We start from the raw sequence: 18,120 nt of genomic DNA, 5'->3' as shown, positions 1-18,120 counted from the left end.
TTATACATGATTTTCAATATCATGTTATTGAACGCGATTCGGCTGCCGGCGATGAGGTAATCCCTCCTCCATGCAACTGCTCCTCCTGTGGCTCGGATTGTGTTCTCTTGGCGCGGGGCCCTCGGGCAAGTTGGACACGGGGTTGGCAGGCGCCACCGGCATGCAGCCCGTCTTCGTTCGGATGGAGGCGCAGCTCTTCAAGAAGGGCGGCGATTACGAGCGGTTCTGCGCCGACCATGAGAAGGACCCCCGTTCGGAGGTGCGCGGGCTCGTGTTGCGCACCCTGCACAAGAACGCCGACGCCTCTTGGGTCGGCATCAAGTCGTTCGTCAGCGAGTGGGAGACGAGAAAGGGGCTTCAGAACGTCCGGCGCTTCTGGATCGTCAACGGCTTTGCGTGCGATGCCAGCGCCGAGGCGTGTCAAGCGCTGGCGAAGCGAGACGACGTTTCGTTTGTCTACCTGCAGTCGGGGCCTGCGGGCATACGCCAGCACCGGCGGCGGGCCAAGAGCGCCGGCGTGGACGCTACCCGCAAGCGCGCGATGGAGGCGATGCTGGCCGCGTGGAAGGACGACTCCAATACACCCTTCAGCGGCAAGGGGCTCGAGGTCCCCTGGGACCTCAAGCAGATCCAGGCGGACCAGGTCTGGGCCCAGGGCATCACTGGAAAAGGCACCGTGGTCGCCGTCAACGACGCGGGCATTTTCGACATTCCCGCCCTCGAACCCGCGTTGTGGCGCAATCCGAAGGAGACCTTGAACGGCAAGGACGACGACGGCAACGGCTATGTGGACGACGTGTTCGGCTGGGATGCGGGCGAGCAGTCTGGGCTCGTGTTGGGCAACGCGGGTGTTGGGCACGGAACCATGTGCAGCGCGATCGTTGCGGGGCGGCCGACCGCCGAGAAGCCCTTGGTGACCGGCGTCGCGCCTCGGGCTCGGCTGATGCTCGTGAACGGGATGGGCTACCTGGGCGGGTTCGAGTACGCGCTGGCCAACGGCGCCGACGTGTTCTCGATGAGCTACATGTTCGTGAACATCGAGATTGGAAACTACCGCGGGGTGTACCGATTGGCCGCCGAGCACATGTCCGCGGCCGGCGTGCTGCTTTGCGGCGGCGCGGGCAACTTCGCCAACAGCGCGCCGGAGGGAAAGCAGATCACGATCCCCAAGGACATCCCCTGCGTGGTCGCCGCTGCGGGCACCGTCGAAGACGGATCGCGTCCCGCGTTCAGCAGCAAGGGGCCAGTCACGTGGTCGGGTGTGAAGTTCTACGACGACTACCCAGCGGAGAAGCCTCTCGTGAAGCCCGATCTCTCCGCCCCAGCCGGTGGCTTCGCTTGCTGGAACCTTGCGAGCGAGGCTCGGCCGCAGTGGAAGGTCCTGTTCAAAGGCGCGAAGGGCGATGCGCTGCTCTTGGGGCCCCAAGGGAACTCGTTTGCGGGACCGCATACCGCCGGCGTGGCGGCCCTTCTGTTTTCAATGAACAAGGAGCTGAACACCTGGCAGGTGAAGCGCATCCTCGAGGAGACGTGCAAGGACATGGGTGCGTCTGGGCGAGACGTTCTGCACGGCGCGGGCCTGGTTCAGGCGCTGGCCGCCGTGCGAAAGGCGAGGGAGGCGGGACGAGAGTCTCAAAATCGCTTGGTGAACCCGCATCTGGGGTAGCGTCGCAATTACATCATGAAAGCGTCGCTTCTCCTCGCCCTTCTCCTCGTCGCCTCGGCGCCCCTTCACGCGCAGCAACGGGGGCAGCAAAACCCCTTCGCTCCGCCCGCCGCATCGCTTCACTACGCACCGGACCGGACCTGCGACCTCCAAAACGTCGTCGTGGACATCGATGTGGACTACCCGAACAAGAAGATCGCGGGAAAGGTCGCGCTCACGATGAGCCCCCTCCGCAACGGCATCACCGAAGTGGTCCTGATGGCGGGCGGGGGAATCGAGATCTCGAAGCTCACGGTCGACGGTGCCGCAGCCAAGTACACGCGGGACGGCAAGGACCTTCACATCGCGACGCGACCCCTCACGAAGGGCAAGCCGATCCAGATCGCGATCGAGTACACCGAAGAGAACGCGCGCGGCCGCACGTTTGGGGCGGGCGGAGGCGGGTGGCACTGGATCCAGGCGCAGGAGGCCAATCCGAACCACGTCGGCTTCTGGACCCAGGGCGAGACCGGGTTCAACAGCGAGTGGGTTCCTCTGTGGGACTACCCGAACGACTTCGCCACCACGGAAACGCGGACGACGGTGCCCTCGGATTGGACCGTCGTGGGCAACGGGGTCCTCGTCGGCACCACGCTGAGCGCCGACAAGACGCGAAAGACATTCGACTGGAAGATGACCCAGCCGCACGCCACCTACCTGCTGAGCCTGGTCGGCGGACCGTTCGACATCAAGCGCGACGCGTGGGAGGGTGTGGACCTGTGGTACGTGGTGCCCAAGGGGCAGGGGGCGTACATCGACGACTCGTTTGGGCACACGAAGGACATGCTCTCGTTCTTCTCCAAGACCGTCGGGTTCAAATACGCCTGGCCGAAGTACGCGCAGAACGCGATGTTCGATTTTGGCGGGGGCATGGAGAACGTGTCCGCCACTACCTTGGGGGAGGGAGCCCTCACCGAGGCGCGCGCCGGGTACTTCGACATGGACAGCGTGAACTCGCACGAGTTGGGCCACCAGTGGTTCGGCGATCTCGTCACCTGCCGTTTCTGGGGCGACATTTGGCTCAACGAGAGCTTCGCGACGTTCATGCAGCTCATCTATTTCGAACACAGCCGCGGCGAGACGGGCTACCAGTGGGAGGTGGACGGCGCGATCAACAGTTACCTGCGCGAAGCGCGCCGCTACCAGCGTCCCCTCAGCACGCATATGTATCCGAACGACGACGCGATGTTCGACTCCCACACCTACCCGAAGGGTGGCGCGATCCTCCACACCCTGCGCCGGTGGCTCGGGGACGAGAACTTCTTCGCGGGCATCAAGCTCTATCTCGAAAAGTGGCAGCACACGCCGGTCGAGAATTCGCAGCTCCGACTGGCGATGACCGAAGCGACAGGGATCAACCTCGAGCCGTTCTGGGAGCAGTGGATTCTCAAGCCCGGGCACCCCGTGCTCGACTACACGTGGACGTGGAAGCCCGACGGCGCCGAGTCGGGACCTGGGAAGATCCTTCTAACGGTGAAGCAGACGCAAGACACGTCGAACGGCACTCCGATCTATGCGATCGATGCAAAGGTCGGTTACGTACGCGCTGGTCTTGCCTCCACGGGCTTCCAGATCGCTCCGATCCACTTGTCCAAGGCGGAGGAGACGTTTGAAATCCCCTCGCCCTCGCGTGCGCTCGCGGTCGTTCTCGACCCGAACCACGACTTCCTGTGCGACATCCCAACCCTACACTGGACCCCGCAGGAGCTGCCCTTGATCCTCACCAGTTCCACGAACGCGCCCGACCGGCAGGTCGCCATGGGCATGATGCTTCAGGGCGGATCCCCCTCGGCGGAGACGCTGAGCGTGATCACGAAGGAGGTTGCGGCCGATAGAGACCCGCGGGCGCTGGTCTTCCGAAACCTCAACGCGCTCGTGAATCTGGCGGACCCCTCCCTGAGGAGCTTCTGGATGGGCCAGCTCGACAATCCGAACATGGACCGGCAGGCGACCGCGGTGCAGGCGCTCGCCAAGCTTCCCCAGGATCCGGCGACCACGCAGAAGCTGCGCTCGCTGATCAACGACCAGGCCCCGATCGGAGTGGTGATCAGCGCGATCAACGCACTGGCGAATTGGGACAAGGCGGGCAATGCCGACGTGTTCAAGAAGGCCCAAAGCATCCCGGACCGAAGGGGAAGAATCAAGCGCGCCGCCGACAGCGCGCTTGGGATCCCCTAGAAGCTACTTGAGGCTGGCCATGTCGATGACGAAGCGGTAGCGCACGTCGCTCTTCAGCATGCGCTCGTACGCCTCGTTGATGCCCGACATCGGAATGACCTCGATGTCGCACGCGATGCCCTTCTCGGCGCAGAAGTCGAGCATCTCCTGCGTCTCGCGGATTCCTCCGATCAGGGAACCGCTGAGCGATCGGCGCCGAAAGACCAGCGGGAACGCCGCGACCGGTGTGGGGTCCGGGAGCCCGACCAGCACCATGCGCCCGTCCAGGGTCAGCAGGCCCAGGTAGGGATTCAGATCGTGTGCGGCCGAGACCGTATTGAGCAAGAAGTCGAACTTCCCGGCGTGGGTCTCGAAGACCGTCTCGTCCTTCGTGGCAAGGAAAGCGTCGGCGCCGAGGCGCAGGGCGTCCTGCTCCTTGCCGGGCGAGTGGCTGAGCACGGTCACATGCGCCCCCATCGCCTTGGCGAGTTTGACGCCCATGTGGCCAAGGCCGCCCAAACCGACGATGCCGACCCTCGTGCCCGCCTTCACCCCGAAGTGGCGGAGGGGGGAGTAGGTCGTGATGCCGGCGCAAAGTAGGGGGGCGGCCGCGTCGAGCGGGAGCGAGTCCGGCACACGGACCACGTAGTTCTCGTCGACGACGATCTGCGTGGAGTACCCGCCGTAAGTCGTCCCCGAGCCGTCTTTCTCGGGTGCGTTGTAAGTGAACGTCGCTCCCGTCTCGCAGTACTGCTCTTCTCCGGCCTTGCACGGAGCGCACGAGCGGCAGGAATCGACAAAACAGCCGACGCCGACGGTGTCGCCGACGGTCCACTTGGTCGCGTTGGGCCCGACGCGGGCGACCTTGCCGACGATCTCGTGGCCGGGCACCATGGGATAGACCGAGTTGCCCCACTCGCCGCGGGCGAAGTGGATGTCGGTGTGGCAAACGCCGCAATAGTGGATGTCGATCAGGACGTCGTCCGGGCCTGGCTCACGGCGCTCAAGGCTCCAGGGGGTCAAAGGCGTGGTCTCGGAGTGGACTGCGTAGGCTGCGGTTTTCAGACTCATAGAAGCATGAGTCTACTAGGGGCCTGACGCCGGCGCCTTCGGCGCGACATGGCGGCACAGGCGAGGACGACGGCCGTCGTCGAAGGTTCGGGCACGGGGGTGAGCGCCCAGTCAAAATCCGCATCCATCGCCCCGAAGTCGTTTCGCGGGATCGGACTGGTGAAGATGTTGCCCATGTTGAAGACACCTACGGTGTACTGTGTCCCCGAGGTCACTGCGCGCACGAAGTCGCCGTTCGCGTTGGGGTCGTAGGAGTTGGTCAGGTCGAGGCCGCCCCCCGGTCCCGACCATTGGATCTCGGCTCCCAGCAACCCGAAGAGATTGCCCGACCCACGGACGTTGTAATGCATGGTGAAGAAGCCATCGCTCGTTGCCTGGAACGTGTAGCTCCAGACGGGGCCGGGTAGGACGAACCCGTTCAGTTTGGCGCCGCTGCTGGTGACCGTGTTGTGGACCCAACCCATGCCCCGCCATGCGACGGAACCCTGGCCCGCGTTCACCCAGTTCGCACTTGCCGAGGAGGTCACGGTCAGGCTTCGTCCTGCGTTCACCGCATCGAAGTCCGTCACCGAAAGACTGTGGGCGTACGCGTTGAGCGTCCCTGTCTGTTGGTCGAGGAAGACGTCGGTGTGGACCGAACCATCGTTCTGGTTCGCATCGGCGTAAACCCCGAGGCGGAAGGTCGAGCCGATGGCTATTTGAGCTTGTGTTAGGGGTGCGCCCAGGCAAAGGGCCGCGAAGCCGACGAGAATGCGCTTTGAACCGAACATGATTCCTCCCTTCAGGGGCGGCAGAGTCCACCCACCTTGGGAGTGTAAGAGCCAACCCGCCTATGTGGGACGACTTGTTTTGTCGTCCACCTTTTCCCCGACGTACCTACTACCGGGGACCCGAGCTCACGCAACCCCAGGTCGGGGCCCCGCGTCCTTGCAGTGAGGCCATGACCGAAAACGAAGAAGAGCTGGTTCGCCGGCTGGAGGCCTTTGAAAGCCGGTTGCTTCGGATCGAGATGCGGCTCGGGATCGTGCGACACCTTCCTCCGCCTCCGCCGGTGGTCACTCAGGCGTCGCCGGACGTCCAAGCCTCGCAGAGTCCGCCGGTCCAGGTGGGCGCCTGGGGCACCGCGACCGGCCAACCCCGTCTCCAGCCGTCCACGACTGCCGAGCCACAGAGTGCGGCCGACGCCGAGTATCAGGTCGGAGGCAGACTCTTGCCTTGGGCGGGGGCGCTCGTCACCATCCTCGCGATCGGCTACGGGGTGAACCTCGCCTTCCAACACGGGTTCATCACGCCGTGGATGATCTTTTGGGGTGGGGTGACCCTGTGCGCGGCGTTCATCGTCGTGGGTCAGATCAAGCGCGACGAGCGCGAGGAGTTCGGGCAGCTCCTGACGGGCATCGGTTCGTGCGGTTTGTACATCACCTTCGCCGCGGGCCACCTCGCGCAACACCTGTACGAGGGCGAGGCGCTGGTCTCCTTGTTCATGGGACTCAGTCTCGTCAACCTCGCCTACAGCGGCTGGCGCGCATCCCACGCGTTCTTCATCATCGGCATCTTGGGCGGGTTCGCCGGCGCGTTGTTGCCGATGCAAGAGGGCAAGATCGTGCTCCACCTGGGGCTGCACGCGCTCATTCTCATTCCTTCGGCGATCATCGTGATCCGGCAGAACTGGTTCCGGGAAGCGTCGGCGCTGTTCGTTCTGGCGTTCGCCGTCTTGCTTCCTGCCCAGACATACTCGCACCACGAGTGGTTACGGGCGCTTTCGCTGGAAGGCACGGCTTTGTTGGCGGCGTTCGCCTACGCGCGCACGCACCGACCCGCTGAGGACCCTCAGGGCGCGCTCGGGTGCATCCTTCTGGCCGGCGCAGCGATGATGGCCCTGCTGGCGCGAAACGGACTCGAGGGAACCGCCCACGTGACCGCGTTCGGCATCGCCGTCGTGCTGCTTTCGCGCTCCTTCGGAGAGCGCCCCATCGCCCTGCCTTTGCTCGTCACGGGGGCAGCCATTCCGTTCGTGATCGCGCCTTGGGGGTTCGAGGCGGCACAGCGGCCCTACGTGTTTGCGGCTCTCGCCGCGGTGTTGGCGGCCGTTTCCCGGTTCCGCTGGGATCGCACGGCGTCCGCCTTGTCGGGCGTCGTCTTCGTGCTCGGCGTGGCGTCCCTCGTCCTCTTGGGAATCCTGGGCCCCATCTTGTGGACCAGCGAGACCGGAATGCTGGGTGCGTTGCTGGTGGGAGGGACGTTGGCGACCGCTGCGACGATCCGGGCTTGGAAGGACCCGGAGGTCCAGGTGATGGTCGGGGCGCTGGTGCTCGCGCCGATGCTCATCCGCATCGTGACCCTCGGCATGAGCCGCCAGCTTGGGGCGGTCAACGAGCTCTCGGGCGCCCTTTGGGGCATGGCTCTTGCGACCTCGGTGCTCGGCGCCCTTTCGGTGCAGACCCGGTGGCGCAGCCCGGCCATCCTCGGGGCGCTGCTTTGGTGCATCGCCCTTGCGGTGTACGCCTCCGACCTTGTGGATCGAACCGTCTTCCTGGGTTGGGAGTTGGGGCTGGTCGTCGGTCTCGCGGGCTCGGCGATCGCCTGCACCGTCGCACTGTGGGGCACGACGGAGAAGGGGCGGCCGATGCTGGCGGGGGTCGCTGGCGCGGCCCTTGGCGTCTTGCTTTGGCGGTTCGTGCTCGTCGCTTTGTCCAAGTCGTCTCTGGCGTTCGAGCCCCATTTCGCGAGCGTGCTGGGCGCGACGTTGGCTTCGGTGTGCTGCACCGCCGTGGGGCGGTGGAGGGCTTGGCCGGGCCTCGCGGCGCCGACGGGGCTGTTCTGGGTGCTCGCCGGCCTCGTGGCGATGGATGGATCGCCGTTCCCCTCGGCCCTCAACGAAGGCATCGCCATGACCGTGCTCCTCGCCGCGGGAACGTGGGGGGCCGTGGCGTTCGACCGCGCGTTCGAGCCCGGGTTGCGAAGCGCAAGCCGGTTCTTTGCCGCGGCGATCTTGGGCGTTCCCTTCAGCCGCCTCGTGGTGCTGCTCCTGACGGACCCGTCGATCGGCGTGCCCCCGCTCTCCGCGGTCACGATCGCGTGGACGGCCTACGGGGCTGTCCTGCTGGGCATCGGGTTTGCCAAGCGCGTGCGCGAGATCCGCTACGTGGGCCTGGGGGCGCTGGCCGCCGCTTCGCTGAAACTCGTCTTGGTCGACCTCGCCAGTTCGCGAGATCTCGTGCGGTTCCTGGTTACCTTGGGCCTCGGCGTGGCGATGATCGGGGGCGGATACCTCTACATTCGCTTGCAGGACCGGCTGGAAGAGGGCCAGGGTCCGCTAAAGCCAGCGCCGCACCCGTAGTCGGTACGCCTCGTACTGGGCGCCGAACTTCTGGGCAAGGTAGCGCTCCTCTCGGTTGATGACCGCCGCGACGAGCACCCACAGCACCAGGGGCAGGAACAGCAGGGGCCACACGACGCCGGTCAACGCCACCAAACCGAGGTAGACCGACGTGAGCCCGACGTACATCGGATTCCGGGAGAGGCGATAGGGCCCCACGCCCACCACTTGCGTTGCGGGCCTGTTGGGAATGATCGCCGTTCCGACGCGCGCAAACGTGACGATGGCCGTGCCGGCAAAGGCGACGCCCATCGCGATGAGGAGCCACCCCAGCAGGGGGGCATGGGTGCCAAGGGTCCACGGCCACTCGCGATTGAGCAAGAGCCCTGCCCCGAAGCCCAGCGCGTAAAGGAAGGGAGGGGGGAAGTGTATTCCGGCGGAGTCCTGGGAGGTTGCGATGGGAAGAATCCTACCTCCCAAGTCAGGCCATCAGGGCTTTGACGACGTGCCCGTGCACGTCGGTCAACCGGAAGTCGCGGCCCTGGTAGGGGAACGAGAGGCGGGTGTGGTCCACTCCCAGCAGCCACAGCAGCGTCGCCTGCAGATCGTGAACGTGCACCGCGCCGTCGGTGAACTCGTGCTTGGTGGGCTGCATCGCGTTGCCGTCGGCGTCGGCGATGTTGTAGCCATACGCGTCGGTGTTGCCATACACCGTGCCGGCCTTCACTCCTCCGCCTGCCATGAAGATCGTGAAGCACCGGGGATGGTGGTCGCGGCCGAAGCTCTGGGGATCGAGCGGACCTTGCGAGTAGCTGGTGCGACCGAACTCGCCCCCCCACACGATCAACGTGTCCTCCAGCATGCCGAGACGTTTCAGGTCCTTGATCAAAGCGGCCGTCGGCTGGTCGGTGTCCCGGCACTGGGTGGTGATCCCGCTCACGAGCGACCCGTGTTGGTCCCACCCTTGGTGGTAGAGCTGGATGAACCGCACGCCCTTCTGCGCCAAACGTCTGGCGAGCAGGCAGTTTGCGGCGTAGGTGCCGGGGCGTCGGGCGTCTGCGCCGTACAGCTCGAAGACCTCGTCGGGCTCTTTGCTGAGATCGGTGACCTCGGGCACGCTCGTCTGCATGCGGTACGCCATCTCGTACTGCGCGATGCGGCTCTCGATCTCGGGATCGAGCTCCTTCTCGAACTCGTGGCGGTTCAGCTCGCCTAGGCGGTCCAGCATCGCCCGCCGTCCGGACCCGCAGATCCCGTCGGGGTTGGAGAGGTAGAGCACGGGCTCTTTGCCCGAGCGGAATCGGACGCCCTCGTAGCGCGAGTCGAGGAAGCCGCTCCCCCACAGCCGCGCGTACAGCGGCTGGTCGCCCTTGCCGACGCTCGCGAGCACCACGAACGCGGGCAGGTCCTCGTTCATCGAGCCGAGCCCGTACGAGAGCCAGGAGCCGAACGAGGGACGGCCCGCGAGTTCGTTGCCCGTCTGGAAGAAGGTGATCGCGGGGTCGTGGTTGATCGCTTCGGTGAACATGGAGCGGACGAAGCACAGCTCGTCCGAAACGCCCGAGAGGTGGGGCAGCAGCTCGCTGAACCACGCGCCGCTTTCGCCATGCTGCTCGAATTTGAACGGGGAACCGGCGAGCGGGATCACGCTCTGGTTGGCGCTCATGGCTGTGAGGCGTTGCCCTTGGCGAATCTCGGGGGGAAGGGGCTGGCCGTGCATCTTGTTGAGCAAGGGCTTGTAGTCGAACAGGTCCTGCTGTGCCGGCCCGCCCGCCTGGAAAAGGTAGATGATGCGCTTGGCCTTGGCGGGATGGTGGAGCCCGAGCTGGCGGTCTTGGCCGAACGCCCACGCCGGCAACATCGAGGCGAGCGCCACGCCGCCGATGCCGCGCGCTGCGCGGCCGAAGAACTCGCGCCGCGTGAGTCCCAGAGCGGTCGATTCGTTCATCGTTTCCACACCACCGCGTCGCTGCTGAGCACCATTTGCACCACCGTCGTCATCGCCGCGACCTCGGTGGGCCGCAGCTTGGAGTCCGCGGGCTTGTCGCCGACCTCGAGGAGCTTCGCCGCCCCCGAGACGTCGGCCCGATACTGAAGCCGCTGTTCCTGCAGCGTCTGCATGAGGATCGCCTGCTCCTTGGCGTCCGGCTCGCGGCCCGCCAGCCGGACGAACGCCGTTCGCAGGCGCTGCGCATCGGGAACGGGGAGGGCGAGCACGTGTTCGGCGAGGACTCGCGCGGCCTCCACGAACTGCACGTCGTTGAGCAGCACGAGGGCCTGCATCGGCGTGTTCGTGGGCGGTCGGCGCATGGAGCACGCCTCCCGAGAGGTCGCGTCGAACGCCATCATGCTGGGCACCGGCGTCGTGCGCTTCCACGTGGAGTAGAGGCTCCGGCGATACAGGTCGGCCCCCTTGCTCTGCACGAAGCCGGGGGTCATCGCGTTGTTTTCCCGCCAGATGCCTGCGGGCTGGTAAGGGTTCACCGGCGGGCCACCGACGGCCGGATTGAGCAGCCCCGCGGCGGCCAGGGCCGTGTCGCGCATCATCTCGCCGGTCAGGCGGTGGCTGGGACCGCGGGCCAGCAGCTTGTTGTCGGGGTCGCGCTCCTGACGTGCGGCCGTGCGCGTCGAGTCTTGCCGATACGTGGCGGAGAGCACGATCTTGCGCACGAGCGCCTTGGTGTCCCAACCGGAGTCCACGAACCAGCGCGCCAGGTAGTCGAGGAGCTCGGGGTGAGTCGGTCGGGAGCCCTGCACGCCGAAGTTCTCGCTCGTTTCGACCAGCCCGGTGCCGAACAGCATCTGCCAGATGCGGTTGACCGCCACGCGGGAGGTCAGGGGGTGGTTCGGCCGCGTCGCCCAGCGCGCGAGGGCGAGCCGGTTGTTCGGACCCTCGGGATCCAGCGGCGGCAGGACCGCCGGGACGCCGCGCTCGACGCGCGTCGCTTCGGTGCGGGGCGCGTCGTACCGCCCGCGGGCGAGCACGTAGGCGGGGATCTCGGGCTGGGCCTCCTCCATCACCGAGATCTCGCGGATGCCCTCTTCGAACTCGGCGAGGGCGCGTTGGGACTCCTGAACTTCGGCTTGGGCAGCCTCGACCTTGGGGTCGATCGCCGCTCCCGTGGTGTCTCCTTGGAAGAGCGAGAGGATCGAGTCGGCCGGCAGCGCTCGGTCCGCGAAGGCGATCTCGTCCACCTTCCCGCCCTTGAACCCCGCATCGCGGAACCGGGTGCCGAAGGTCCAATCACCGCCGCCCGGCCCGAGGTCGCCGTATGCGTTGATCTTCTTCCAGAGCCGATCGGCGAGCACCTCGGTGGGAGCCGGCCGGCCGTCCACGTACAGCTTCAAGCCGTCCGCGCGTCCGCTGCCATCCCACGTCCATGCGACATGCGTCCATTGCCCCTTGGGAAGCTGCGCCAGGGTGCGGATGGCCACGGCGTTCCCCGGCCAGTGGCGCATGACGCGTGCGGTCAGCCGGCCGTCCTCGAGCAGCAGGTCGAACCCGCAGAACCCGACGTCCGTGCCGCCGGTTCGGTGCAGGACCACCACCGGTTCGGGCTGGCGGGGATCGGCGAGCCAGAACGACCAGGTGAACGCGTCCCACCGTTCCTTGCCCGGCAGCCCGCGGATCGCCAACCCGTCGTCCCCGTCGAACAAGACGCCCTTGCCCCGCCTTCCCTCGGCGGTTTCCAGCTTGCCGAACTTCGCGCCGACGGTCTTCCCGTCGTCGCTGAGGAACTTGTCGGCGGTCGAATCCAGGTCGAAGCGCGCCCGCAGGTCCAAGGGGCCCTTCGCACCCGGCGCGCGCTCCTTCTCGGCCTGGCGCAACGCCGCCACGGCGGCGTCGCTGTTGGCGTGCAGCTCGGCCAGGCGAGCCTCCTGAGCGGCGGTTGGAAGCAGAAGGGACGGGGTGGGCACGATTTCCGAGCTCAGCAAGAGCCCGAACTCCTTGATCGAGTTGAAGTAGGCGAAGAGGCCGTAAAACTCGCGCTGGGTGATCGGATCGAACTTGTGGTCGTGACAGCGCGCGCAGCCGACGGTGAGCCCCAGAACCGCGGTGCCGAACGTGCTCACCCGGTCCACCGCGTACTCGGTCTTGAATTCCAGCGCGATCGATCCACCTTCGTTGGACTGGCGGTGGAGCCGGTTGAACGCGGTCGCCAGGCGCTGGTCCCGGGTCGCGTCGGGGAGGAGGTCGCCCGCCAGTTGCTCCACGAGAAACTGGTCGTACGGCTTGTTCTCGTTGAAGGCCTGCACCACCCAGTCGCGGTAAGGCCACATCGGCATGAGCAGGTCGGATTGGTAGCCGTAGCTGTCGGCGTAGCGTGCGGCGTCCAGCCAGTCGACCGCGAGCCGCTCGCCGAAGTGGGGGCTTGCCAGGAGCCGGTCCACCACGCGCTCGTAGGCGTCCGGCCGGGCATCCCCTCGAAAGGCGGCGAGCTCGGCTTCGGTGGGTGGCAGGCCGGTGAGGTCGAGCGTCACGCGCCGCAGCCAGCGCGGCCGGGACGCCTCCCCGCTTGGTTGGAGCTGTTCCCGCTGCAGCCGCGCGAGCACGAAGCGGTCCAGGTCGTCGCGGGGCCACGCGCTTTGCACCTTGGGGACGGGCACCTCCGCCGGCAGGGGCTCGAACGACCAGAGCTTCCCGTACCGCGCGCCCTCGGCGATCCAGCGGGTGAGGATGTCGATCTCCTCTTTCGAGAGGGTCTTGCCGCTGACCACTGGCGGCATGGGCGCGTCGTGGCTGGTAATGCGCTGAACCACGAGGCTGTCTTCGGGCTTGCCCGGGACGATCGGCCACCGGCCCCCTCGGTCGGCGAAGGCCCCTTCAGGGGTATCGAGTCGCATGTTCGCCATGCGGCTTCCCGCGTCCGGGCCGTGGCACTTGAAGCACTTGTCCGAGAGGATGGGCAGCACGTCGCGTCCGAAGTTCACCTTGGGAGGGTTTGTGGCTTGGGGGGCGGTGAGCCCGGCCGCCACCAGCCATACCGCGCTCGCGGCGAGCAAGCTCGTCGATGCCCCGCCCAGGACCCTCATGGTGTCAATCTACCGGGAATCGCTTCGATGCGCCAACAGATCGGGCCGTCAAAGCTGCCACTGGGGATCGTCGCTCTGCGGCAGGGGTTTCGCACCCGCGGAGTGGACCATCAGGAACTCGGCGATGTTGTCCGGTGTGAGCAACCCCACGAGGGTCCCCCCGAAATCCACCACGGGCATGACGCGGCACGCATCCTGGTCGAGGCGCTTCAAGGCATCGATCAGCGGTTCGCTGGCGTGCGCGAGGCAGATCTCGCGTGTGGCGAATTGGGCGACGGTGCCGCGGCCCTCGGATTCGGAGAGCCCGCGCACCAGGTCGTTCTTCGTCAGGCAGCCCACGACGCGTCCCTCTTCCATGACGGGGAACTCCGCTTGAAATCCGGTCATCAAGAGGGTGGTTGCCTCGGCGAGGGGGGCATCGGCGTTCAGAGTCTGGAACGAGCGCACCATCACGTCGCTGACTCGCACCCCTTGAAACGCCGCGCGGAACCGAACGCCCATCGCCTCCTGGGCTGCGCCGATCCACACGAACACGGCGATGAGAATGAGGAACGGATTGAGGACGAGCCCGGCGAAGCCCATGAGGATCGCGAATCCCTGTCCGATCGCCGCCGCCACGTTGGTAGCCTGCACGTACGGCATGCGCATGGCCATCAGGGCGCGCAGCACCCGCCCACCGTCCATGGGGAACGCGGGGACCATGTTGAACACCGCGAGCACGATGTTCGTGGCGAGCAGCCGCTCCCAGATCGACCATTGGCCGACGAGCTCGGGGTTGGCCCCCAGCGAGGCCCCGCCCAGGATCACGATCGCCGCGAGCGGAACGGCGAGCAGCACGTTCACCGCGGGACCCGCAAGTGCGATCACCAACTCCTGCTTGGGATCTTCGGGCATGCGTTCGAGGCGTGCCAAGCCCCCGATCGGGAGCATCGTGATGTCGCGCGTCTCGATGCCGTAGCGCCGCGCCGCCATCGCGTGTCCGAGCTCGTGGAGGATGACTACGGCGAACAGCAGCAGGACGAACACCACGGCTTCGCGGGCGTCGGCCCAACTCGAGCGGAGGGCGTAGCCCGTCCAGCCGGCCCATACGAGAAGAAGCGGAAACGCCGCGTGAATGCGCAGGTCGATGCCCAGCACTTTCCCGATCGAGGCGCTCCAACGCATCGATGCGGCGCGAGGGGTTGGAGCGTTGCCCGATTGGAGTTCGTCCACGATCGTTCCTACGGACGATCGTCGTTGGTCGTTTATCGTTTGTCGTTTGTCGGTGGGGGCGATTGGCGGAGAATGGGGTGTGGGTTCGGGCGATCGGTCTTGGACAACGTGGAATCACTGGACGCTGGCGTTGGTTTCGGCTGTTCCGCTGTGTCTGGGCCTCCTGCTGACGTGGGGCGACGTCGTCTACCCGTGGTACGCGCCCTTCCTCGTTTCGATGGTCTTGGTGGCTTTGGGATTGGGTTGGCTCTCCGTACGCGCCGCGCCCGCGAGTCTCGCCCCGTTCATGCCGTTCTTGCTTCTCGCCTTCTGGTGGCTGACGCTCTGGGCTACCGCACGCGCATTGCCAAGCCAGAAGGAGTCCTTCAAGCGGGTCTCCTGCCTGAGCAACATCAAGCAACTGGGGATTGGCATGGCCTTGTACGCCGAGGACCACGACCGTCGATTGCCACCCGCGGACACTTGGGGCACGGCAACGCTCCCGTACACCGAACGGGAGTTCCGTTGCCCGTCCGCAACGTCGCCTTGGTCCTACGCGATGAACTCGGGGGCTTCGGGGCTGCCGGTCGAGTTGGAGGGCGCGCGGCTTCGGGGACCCTCCGACCTGGTGCTCCTGTTCGAAGCCGATGCCCAGCTTCGCAACGCCTCGGGAGGGCCCGAGTGGTTGGTCTTCCGCCACGAGGGGAAGACCAACGTCGGTTTCGCGGATACGCACGTGAAGGCTTTCACCGAAGAGGGTGCCGCCACCCTTCGCTGGAAGCCCTAGCGGCGCGCGGGTTCCAGGATGGGATAGTCGAGGTATCCCTCGGCTCCTCCTCCGTAGAACGTGGACGAGTTGGCTGGGTTCAGCGCCTCTCCGTGCAGCACGCGAAACACAAGGTCCGGGTTGGCGAGATACGGAACGCCGAAGCTCACGAGGTCTGCGCGGCCCTCCCGGATCGCCTCGATGGCCCGCTGGGGCGTGTAACCGGAGTTGGCCATCAACGGGCCCGAGAAGGCGGTCCGAATCATGTCGGTCGCTTCGGTGCGTTCCTCGTTCCACTCGCCTTTCTCGATCAGGTGGAGGTAGGCGATGCCCATGAGGTCCAGCTTGCGCGCGACCTGCTGGAAGAGGGCATCGGGGTCGGAGTCGGCCATCGAGTTGAAGCCGCTCCACGGAGAGATGCGGACGCCGATCCGGTCCGAACCGATCTCGGTGCGGACGGCCTCGACCACCTCGACGAGGAACCGCATGCGCTTCACGATCGAGCCGCCGTAGCCGTCGTCCCTCCGGTTCGCGCCGTCGCGCAAAAACTGATCGATGAGGTAGCCGTTGGCCGCGTGAAGCTCCACACCGTCCATGCCTAAGGCGACGGCGCGACCCGCCGCGATCCGAAACGCATCGACCGCGTTGCGAATGGCCGCCGCGTCCATCGCAGCCGGGGTTTCGTAGGGGCGCATGGCGAACGAGGCGTCCATGACCTTGCCCTCGGGAGCAACGGCGCTGGGCCCTTGGGGCAGGCCTGGCAGCAGGGAGCTGTGTCCGATGCGCCCGGTGTGGAAGAGCTGCATGAAGACCCGTCCACCCGATGCGTGCACGGCCCGCGCGACCTCGCGCCAGACCGTCTCGTGCTCGGGCATCCAGAGCCCGGGAATGTTGGGGTAACCCCTCCCTTCGTGGGAAACGGCAACGGCCTCCGTGATGAGGAGGCCGGCGTCCGCGCGCTGGCGGTAGTACTCCACAGCCATGGGCGTTTGCGTGCCGTCGGCGTTCGCGCGGCTGCGCGTCATCGGCGCCATGGCGAGTCGATTGGGCAGCTCGAGGCCACCGACGAGCAGAGGCTGGAAGAGGGTGTTCATGGTTATATCAGTATACACTGATATATTGTCTTTATCAAGGTGATCATCGGGGCCAGATGACAACGATCAGAACAGGCCGGTGATCTGTCCGTCGGCATCGACATCGATGCGGAAGGCCGCGGGGCTCTTTCCCAGGCCGGGCATCAGCATGATTTCGCCGCACATCGCCACCAGGAACCGAGAGCCGGCCGAGATGTGGATGTCGCGCACGTGGACGGTGAACCCTTCGGGCGCGTTCAGCCGTTCGGGATCGTCGGAGAGGCTGTACTGCGTCTTCGCGACGCAGATCGAGAAGCCGCCGAATCCGTGCTTTTCGGCCCAGGCCAGGTGTCGCTTGGCGATGTCCGAAAGCTCCACCTCCGCTCCCCCGTACGCCTTGCTGACGATCGCCTGGAGCTTGTCCACGGCGTTGTCCCCGCTTTGGTACAGCGGCTTGAAGGTCGAGGGCTCGTCCGCGAGCTCGACGACCGCCCTGCCGAGGGCCTCGCATCCGGCGCCGCCCCCGTTCCACGGGTCGGCGGCCACCGCGCGAACGCCTTCGGCCTCGCACAGATCGATCAGGCGCTGGATCTCGTCGTCCGTGTCTTCGGCCCGTCGGTTCACCGCCACCACGATGGGCGGTCCGTAGTGGCGTAGGTGGCGGATGTGTCGCAGCAGATTCGCGGCGCCGGCCTCCAGGCTGCCGTCGCCATGGTGCATCGCCGAGCGCACGGTCGCGACCAGGACGATCGCATCGGGGCCGCGGCCCAGTCGCGGGCAGACGATGTTGAGGAACTTCTCGGCGCCCAGGTCCGAACCGAATCCCGCCTCGGTGATCGTGTAGTCGGCCAATCCCAGCGCCGAGCGCGTCGCGACCAGCGAGGAGCAGCCGTGGGCAATGTTGCCGAACGGTCCGCCGTGGACGAGCGCCGCCCCGCCCTCCATCGTCTGCACGAGATTGGGCCGGATCGCGGTCCGCAACAGGGCCGTCATCGCCCCGTGTGCCTGGAGGTCGCGGGCAAAAATGGGCAACTTCTTGTGGGTGACGCCCACGACGATGGACCCGAGCCGCTCCTTCAGGTCCTCGAGCGACTCCGACAGGCAGAGGATCGCCATGATCTCGCTCGCCGGTGTGATGACGAAACCGTCTTCGCGCGCATAGCCGTTGTTGCGTCCGCCCAGCCCGACCACGACGTGGCGCAAAGCCCGGTCGTTCATGTCGATCGTGCGCGGCCACATTTCGACGCGCGGGTCGATGCCCAGTTCGTTGCCGTTGTGCAGATGGGCGTCCAGAAGCGCGCTCAGGAGGTTGTGCGCCGCGGTGATCGCGGGAAAGTCGCCTGTAAAGAACAGGTTGATGTCCTCCATCGGGAGCACCTGGCTGTACCCGCCGCCGCACGCCCCGCCCTTGATGCCGAAGATCGGACCGAGCGCGGGCTCGCGGAGGGAGCAGATCGCCGAGTGCTCCAAACGCCGCAGCCCCTGGGTGAGGCCGACGACCACCGTGGTCTTGCCTTCGCCGGCGGGTGTGGGACTGACGGCCGTGACCAGGATCAGCTTGCCGGTCTTGGCCGAGGTCGCGAGGGACCGCACCTTCTCCGTCGTCAACTTGGCCTTGTGGTAGCCAAGAGGTTCGTAGTCCTCCTTGCCAAGTCCCGCCTCCCCCGCGATGTCGCGGATGTCGCGAAGCGTGGCTTGTTGGGCGATGTCGAGGTTGGTCGGTGCTTGTGACGTTGCGCTCATTGCGAAATGCTCATCTCCTGCCCAGATCGGACCGTGGGTCTCGGCGGTGGGCGCCCACCGA

At 66.3% G+C, this 18,120-nt stretch carries 12 protein-coding genes; 4 read left to right on the top strand and 8 right to left on the bottom strand.

The window, feature by feature from the left end; all coding sequences use genetic code 11:
* The first annotated feature begins 70 nt into the window (after positions 1-70).
* Together M9921_02890 and M9921_02885 are read left to right on the top strand one after the other, a co-directional pair.
* Positions 71-1,666, top strand: coding sequence for a S8 family serine peptidase (locus M9921_02890; GenBank protein ID MCO5295780.1), 1,596 nt, complete (start codon positions 71-73; stop codon positions 1,664-1,666).
* Between the two features lie 15 nt (positions 1,667-1,681).
* On the top strand, positions 1,682-3,883 hold the full coding sequence (locus M9921_02885) for a M1 family metallopeptidase (protein ID MCO5295779.1): 2,202 nt from the start codon (positions 1,682-1,684) through the stop codon (positions 3,881-3,883).
* Between the two features lie 3 nt (positions 3,884-3,886).
* Here the strand turns inward: M9921_02885 and M9921_02880 are convergent, their stop codons facing one another.
* Together M9921_02880 and M9921_02875 are read right to left on the bottom strand one after the other, a co-directional pair.
* Positions 3,887-4,933, bottom strand: a complete 1,047-nt coding sequence (locus tag M9921_02880) for an NAD(P)-dependent alcohol dehydrogenase (protein ID MCO5295778.1) — start codon at positions 4,931-4,933, stop codon at positions 3,887-3,889.
* Complete coding sequence (locus tag M9921_02875) at positions 4,930-5,703, bottom strand: PEP-CTERM sorting domain-containing protein (protein MCO5295777.1); 774 nt, start codon at positions 5,701-5,703, stop codon at positions 4,930-4,932. Before M9921_02875 ends, M9921_02880 begins: the two co-directional genes overlap by 4 nt.
* A 170-nt stretch (positions 5,704-5,873) precedes the next feature.
* Here M9921_02875 and M9921_02870 point away from each other — a divergent pair, with 170 nt between their 5' ends.
* The gene (locus M9921_02870; GenBank protein ID MCO5295776.1) at positions 5,874-8,273 is read left to right on the top strand and encodes a DUF2339 domain-containing protein; all 2,400 of its coding nucleotides are present in this window, start codon (positions 5,874-5,876) and stop codon (positions 8,271-8,273) included.
* On the opposite strand, the gene M9921_02865 is transcribed toward M9921_02870, so the two are convergent.
* The 4 genes from M9921_02865 to M9921_02850 form a co-directional block, all read right to left on the bottom strand.
* Positions 8,250-8,633 (bottom strand): isoprenylcysteine carboxylmethyltransferase family protein, encoded by a 384-nt coding sequence (locus M9921_02865; protein ID MCO5295775.1) that lies wholly within the window; start codon positions 8,631-8,633, stop codon positions 8,250-8,252. The genes M9921_02870 and M9921_02865 overlap by 24 nt on opposite strands.
* Positions 8,634-8,733: 100 nt before the next feature.
* On the bottom strand, positions 8,734-10,200 hold the full coding sequence (locus tag M9921_02860; GenBank protein MCO5295774.1) for a DUF1501 domain-containing protein: 1,467 nt from the start codon (positions 10,198-10,200) through the stop codon (positions 8,734-8,736).
* Positions 10,197-13,286 carry a DUF1553 domain-containing protein gene (locus M9921_02855; GenBank protein MCO5295773.1) on the bottom strand — a complete coding sequence of 1,030 codons (3,090 nt, stop codon included), beginning with the start codon at positions 13,284-13,286 and terminating at the stop codon, positions 10,197-10,199. The genes M9921_02860 and M9921_02855 overlap by 4 nt, the downstream gene beginning before the upstream one ends.
* A 48-nt stretch (positions 13,287-13,334) precedes the next feature.
* Positions 13,335-14,498, bottom strand: a complete 1,164-nt coding sequence (locus M9921_02850) for a site-2 protease family protein (GenBank protein MCO5295772.1) — start codon at positions 14,496-14,498, stop codon at positions 13,335-13,337.
* 130 nt (positions 14,499-14,628) lie between these two features.
* Here M9921_02850 and M9921_02845 point away from each other — a divergent pair, with 130 nt between their 5' ends.
* On the top strand, positions 14,629-15,264 hold the full coding sequence (locus tag M9921_02845) for a hypothetical protein (GenBank protein MCO5295771.1): 636 nt from the start codon (positions 14,629-14,631) through the stop codon (positions 15,262-15,264).
* Here the strand turns inward: M9921_02845 and M9921_02840 are convergent.
* Positions 15,261-16,337 carry an alkene reductase gene (locus tag M9921_02840; protein ID MCO5295770.1) on the bottom strand — a complete coding sequence of 359 codons (1,077 nt, stop codon included), beginning with the start codon at positions 16,335-16,337 and terminating at the stop codon, positions 15,261-15,263. The genes M9921_02845 and M9921_02840 overlap by 4 nt on opposite strands.
* A gap of 66 nt (positions 16,338-16,403) precedes the next feature.
* The gene (locus M9921_02835; protein ID MCO5295769.1) at positions 16,404-18,059 is read right to left on the bottom strand and encodes a formate--tetrahydrofolate ligase; all 1,656 of its coding nucleotides are present in this window, start codon (positions 18,057-18,059) and stop codon (positions 16,404-16,406) included.
* Positions 18,060-18,120 lie beyond the last annotated feature (61 nt).

This window comes from Fimbriimonadaceae bacterium (genome assembly GCA_023957775.1).
In the GTDB taxonomy this organism is placed as follows: Bacteria; Armatimonadota; Fimbriimonadia; order Fimbriimonadales; family Fimbriimonadaceae; genus JAMLGR01.
Note: the sequence above shows the minus strand (reverse complement) of the source record. Positions and strands in the feature narration are given on the sequence as shown.